General features: G+C 61.6%; 4 protein-coding genes. All 4 read left to right on the forward strand.

The genetic code is table 11. The annotated features are described in order from the left end of the window. Nucleotides 1–348 (forward strand): DUF2345 domain-containing protein (locus AAHM38_RS25115; RefSeq protein ID WP_342234403.1); only part of this gene is annotated, 348 nt, incomplete at its 5' end. A gap of 2 nt (nt 349–350) precedes the next feature. After that, a complete protein-coding gene (locus tag AAHM38_RS25120) occupies nt 351–1,253 on the forward strand; it encodes a DUF4123 domain-containing protein (protein ID WP_037027989.1) in 903 nt (300 codons plus the stop codon). Nucleotides 1,254–1,257: 4 nt separating this feature from the next. Then, on the forward strand, nt 1,258–3,846 hold the full coding sequence (locus AAHM38_RS25125; RefSeq protein ID WP_116576926.1) for a T6SS effector BTH_I2691 family protein: 2,589 nt from the start codon (nt 1,258–1,260) through the stop codon (nt 3,844–3,846). After that, nucleotides 3,843–4,973: a DUF6708 domain-containing protein gene (locus tag AAHM38_RS25130; protein ID WP_116576925.1), complete on the forward strand. Its 1,131-nt coding sequence runs from the start codon at nt 3,843–3,845 to the stop codon at nt 4,971–4,973. The genes AAHM38_RS25125 and AAHM38_RS25130 overlap by 4 nt, the downstream gene beginning before the upstream one ends. The last annotated feature ends 137 nt before the right edge of the window (nt 4,974–5,110 follow it).

The following is a 5,110-nucleotide window of genomic DNA, read 5'->3' on the forward strand; positions in this document are numbered from 1 at the left end:
CAGCGCGATGGCATCAAGCTGTTCTCCGCAAAGGGCAAGGTCGAGGTGCAAGCGCAATCGGATGCGATGAACCTGGTCGCGCAAAAGGTACTTCGCCTTCTTTCCACGACGGATTGGGTCGAGATCAGCGGCAAGAAGGGCATCCGCTTGAACGTGGGCGGCAATGAGATTCGCATCACACCGGAAGGCATCGAGAACTTGTCGGCCGGCAAGTGGGCGGTCTACTCGGGCAGCAAGCTGCTCACCGGCCCCAAAGCGGCCCCCTACGCCATGCCCACCACCAAGCTCTGCACCCACCTGGCTGAGGGCGCAGCCGCCAGCGGCGCGGGTGCCGTGCCGCTGCATTGAGGATGCTGATGACCCAATTCTCAACCAGCCACATCAGGCCGAAAGACTGGCCACAAACATGGGACAGCGGAATTCTGATACTGGATTTGCTCAACCATGATCCGGCGTTACTGGACCTATCGGAACTGCCTCTGCTGGAATGCCTGCCGGCCGGCATCGGCGACAACGCCCACCTGATGCCGGTGTTGCTCAACCTGAGCGAAACCCCGGTTCACATGCAACAAGCATTGTTGGCCCAAGCTTGGCAGAGCGCCCAACGCGGCGACCCACCGTTTGTCTGCGCCCGGCTACAAGGGCCCGCACCTGCAAATGAAGTCGCCGACCATCTGGCGGCCCGCCTGACCGGCACCGACCATGCGGGAGGGCGTGCGCTCTGGCGCTTCTACGACCCGCGCGTCTTCATCCACATGGCCTGGCTGCTGCGTCCAGCGCAGCTACAAGCGCTGTTCGGCCCTTGCCAGCAATGGGGCTTTGCATGGGCCGGAGACTGGTACGAACTGGAACGGCCCTCGGCGTCCGAGCCCACCGACGCCGACCCTCGCCCGTGGTGGCCCGACGCAAAGCAATGGCGCACGGTGCAAAACGCTGTGTGCATCGAATGTGCGTTGGCACGCGTTGCCTTCAATGCCAAGCCTTCTGTCTCGCAGGCCCCTGCCGTTGATCGGGCACTGCGCCACGCCGCGGAAACCCTGCACCTTTCGCTCGACAGCGATCGCCAGACCTACGCCACCCACGCGGTCGCCTTCGGCCGCCCGTTTGAAGACCAGCCCAAGCTACAAGCCGTATGGCCTGCCGTTGCCAGTGGGGAGTTGTCCCTGCGCCAGGCACTGGCTGTGCTCACGCGCGACGACTGGAAACTCATGACGATCATGGCGCGCACTGCCAAACAGTTCACCGGTTCGTAACATCATGACCAACATCCAATCCACTGTAGACCGCTTCACCCCGCCGGTGCATGGCTGCTCGTTTTGCGATCGCCCGCCCGGCTTGGCCGTGCTGCCCGTGCGCTATGCCGTGGTCGGGCCAGAAGACAAGGAAGGCGCACCACCCCTGGCCGGCAACTTCCACATCGAGCACGCACCCACGCAACTCGGTGGCGGTGCTCAGTACACGCTGCGCACCATGCGGCCGGGCTTCTTGTATGTCTTCCATGAGGCCACGCTGCACTGGGATTGCTATCTCGTGGTGAACGGCGGGCATTTGTGGAAGATCATCCCCGAGCGCCCGACACCGCCCAGAGTGTCAACGGAGTTCTCTTGCAGCGTGGGCATCGGGCACGGTTACATGTCGATGTACTTCACGATTCCCGACCCAAAGCGTGCAACGCGGGTCTGGTATGCGTACTCCCACGTGGCCTGGACACCGGCGCAGCTTGATGAAAACAAGTTCAAGCCGGAGGTGCGCGCTCAACATATGCAGATGCTCAACGTGCAGGCTTGGTTGGACAGCGCCAATCAGCCCCACGCCGCGCGCTCGACCGAACTCGGCAAGCATGTGGCCTCGTTTGCCATGCCGCCTAAGGATCAGGACGAGGCGTTTCGCCATTTGTCTGCACCGCCGCGCATCAAGGCCGGTGACCGCCTTGATCTCATTGGCGAAGCGGCCGGCGCCATCCTCTCCCTGGCAATGGAGCGCGCCTCCCCTGGACATGCGCTCATGCTGGCATGCAATGACCCGCTGGCGATGACGGAAGACCTGGCGCTGCTTTCCAATGACGTGCTGCACCCCAAGGCGCACGACGGTGTCGTCTGGGACAAGAAGACCGATTTGCTGCTGAATGCGCTGGAGGCCAACATCCGCGAGAACGCGGTCCGCAATATGACCAAGGAGGCCGAGGACGCGGCCGTGGAGAACGAGCGCAACGGCGTAACGCTGGAGGGGTACCCAACGTATGAGTTCTTGTCTGCGGTCTTCTCGCCGGAAAAGACCGCCGCACGGTGGAAGCGGGAAGATGCCGAACGCGAGGCAGACCGTCAGACCAAGCAGGAGGACGTTGCCGAGGCGGCATGGAAACCGTATGCGAAGGTGCTGGACAAAAGCATGCGACATCGAGACCACGGGCCGCGTCTGAAGGCCCTCAATGAAACGATTCTGGCGCCGATTGCGAGGTCGCACGCGCAGTGGCTGATGAGCGGCCAATTGGAGCAGTACATGTCCTACCGCCACGACTCGCGCGACATTGCGCACGGCTGCGTGTACAACGAGGCGATGGCACGCTGCCTCGAACACGGCGTGGGAAATGCCGAATGCCTAGGGGTGGTCAAGCGATGGTGTGACGAGGCCAATCCGCTCAACCCCAGCAATCTGCTGGCGCGTGGACTGCACTTGAACCATGACGAACTGATCAAGACAGCCGCCGGCTACACCGACCAGGGCCTCGCCGCCATGTTGGAGACATTCAAGGCGATTCTGGACAAGTTCGATCAGACCTCCAAAGCCATGGCGCTGCCCGATCAGCTCAGCAAGATCGGCCTCATGCCGCGCCTGACCTGGGTGCTGGGCAACCAGATCATTCCGGCGCTGGCCCATTCTCTACACACCAAAACGGCCAAGATGTTCCTCAATGGCTTGAGCCTGGCGGGCGGCGTGCGCTTAGTGGGAATCAGTCGCGACGTCATGAGCGTCCGGCACACGGTGCTCCATGACCTGAACACCACCAATCCCGCGCTCTACAAGCATTTGGGTCGCTCGCGCCGGCGCGAGGAAGCCGTGGTGGTGTCTAGGCGCGCCAAGCGCATGGCGGCTAACAGCAACCTCGTCTGGTACGACAAACGCGATCTGGCGGCCGCCAAGGATTTGGCTTCGCTACAACTGCGCGATCAACACGAAGTGCCCGGCCTCAAGCAGGTGCGCGCGGTGCTCGGCTCGCGGCACGTGAATATCGGCGCGGTGTCCGTCATCTTGCAGGGCCTGGCGTTGTTCCATGCCACGCAGTCCTTCCGCGCAGCGGGGGAGTTTGATGAAGAGGAGACAGGCATGAAGCTGATGGGCGGGCTGGTCGCCATGACCGGCACGCTCATGGAGCAGGCGGGCATTTTGGTTGAGAAGGCACCGACTCATCCGTTTGTGGCGCGGGTCATGCGGGCTATGCCGGACGCTGATTGGGCTGAAAGAGGGCAACGGTGGGCGCGCAAAGGTCGGCTTGTTGGTTTCTTGGGGGCGCTTGCGGGGATCGGGTGGGATGCAGTTCACTCAAGAGAGGAGTTTGCCAAAGGGAATCAGACGCTTGGATATCTCTACGGTGGGTCAACTGTATCCGGGGCCATGGCGGCAGCCATTGCTGTGGGATGGATAAGCCTTCCTTCCTGGCCCTTCCTCGTCGTGCTTTTTGGAGCGAACGTAGGCATCAGCATCGTAGATGACCCCGCCACCCTGAAGTGGGCACAACGTTGCCGCTTCAGCGCACCCAGCGGCAAACCCAAGTTCTCCAGCATGGAAGACGAGTCGTTTGCCTTCAGCCAACTCGGGATTCGAGTCGAAGAGGAGCAACCGAAGTGATCAAGATTTCGTTTCCGAGCAAGGATGAGCGCTTGCCGCAGTCGATCTATGCCAAGCAGAAGGGCAAGCCGCTTGGCGAATGGGAGATGCAAAACCGACTTTATATCGACCAGCCTGCGCTGGAAAGGGCGGAAGAACTAGGCAACGTATACCGCATTGACTCCACTTACCTAGAGATCATTGATGATGCTCAGGATCAAATCCAGATCATCGGTCTAGGCGGAATTTTCTTTCTGGCCTTTACAGCACTCGCGCTGGCCTGGAGTGGGATGTGGATTAGCGGCCCATTTACCCAAAGCGCTGAAGTCGTGGCGCAGAGTGGCTATTGGTTTTGGACGATTCTGGGTGCAATTACGGGCTTGGCCGTTGCCGTCGTCTTCGGCGCCCTCGACTACAAGGTCATGCGTCGCAACCTCTTCACCCTCAAGCGCCGCCCCATCCGCCTGAACCGCAAGACCCGCCGTATCTACGCCATTCGTACCAAGGACCCTGACGGCATCTGGGAGGTGCCCTGGAGCAACGACGAGTTCTTCTGCATTGGCAAGCGCAAGGTTGGTGGCCTCAAGCGCGCCTATGACATGTACGACGTGCGCCATTACACGCTGGATGCACAGGGCAACGTAGTGCGCGCCTTCGTGCTCGGGCAAATGGTCTTCACCGTCAAGCAGGCTCAACTGCAATGGGAGTACTTCCGACGCTATATGCAAGACGGGCCGGCCAACTTGCCCGAGCCGCGCCGCTTCTGGGCGCCGCGCGAATCCTTCTGGGAGGGCTACAGAATCTGTCGGCGCGACAAGTTCCCTGAGCTATTCGAGCAATTGTCCGACCTCATCCTCTGGCCTTTCGGCCTGCTGGAGGCTACCTGCCGCTGGCTCATCCTCGTGACCTGCAGCGACCCCGTGTGGCCCGCCGAGATCGAAGCCGCCTGCAAACCCGAGCCGAACGACCCGTACGCCCGCCCCTATGCCGATGACTTTGTCGGCTTTGCCAGCGGTCCCTACGGCCAGCCCTCGCGCAGTGACATCGACCGGATGCTGGCGCTAGAGAAATATCGGCGGCGGGAAGGCGCCCTCACACGCGCCGAGGCGGAAGCGCTTATTCGGAAGCAAGCAGAGGTCGGCGCATGAGGCCGATCTCATCAGCAAACGTCGGCATCAACATCGTGGTTCACCCCGCCACCCTGAAGTGGGCACAGCGCTGCCGCTTCAGCAAGCCCGGTAGCAAGCCCAAGTTCCCCAGCATGGAAAGCGAGTCGTTCGCCTTT

This window comes from Ralstonia sp. OTU4908, from assembly GCF_038440115.1.
GTDB classification, from domain to species: Bacteria; Pseudomonadota; Gammaproteobacteria; order Burkholderiales; family Burkholderiaceae; genus Ralstonia; species Ralstonia pickettii.

Excerpts from the sequence above, each read along its gene's own strand:
- AAHM38_RS25125 (WP_116576926.1), top strand. The coding sequence starts at position 1,258 with ATGACCAACATCCAATCCACTGTAGACCGCTTCACCCCGCCGGTGCAT.
- AAHM38_RS25120 (WP_037027989.1), top strand. The coding sequence starts at position 351 with ATGCTGATGACCCAATTCTCAACCAGCCACATCAGGCCGAAAGACTGG.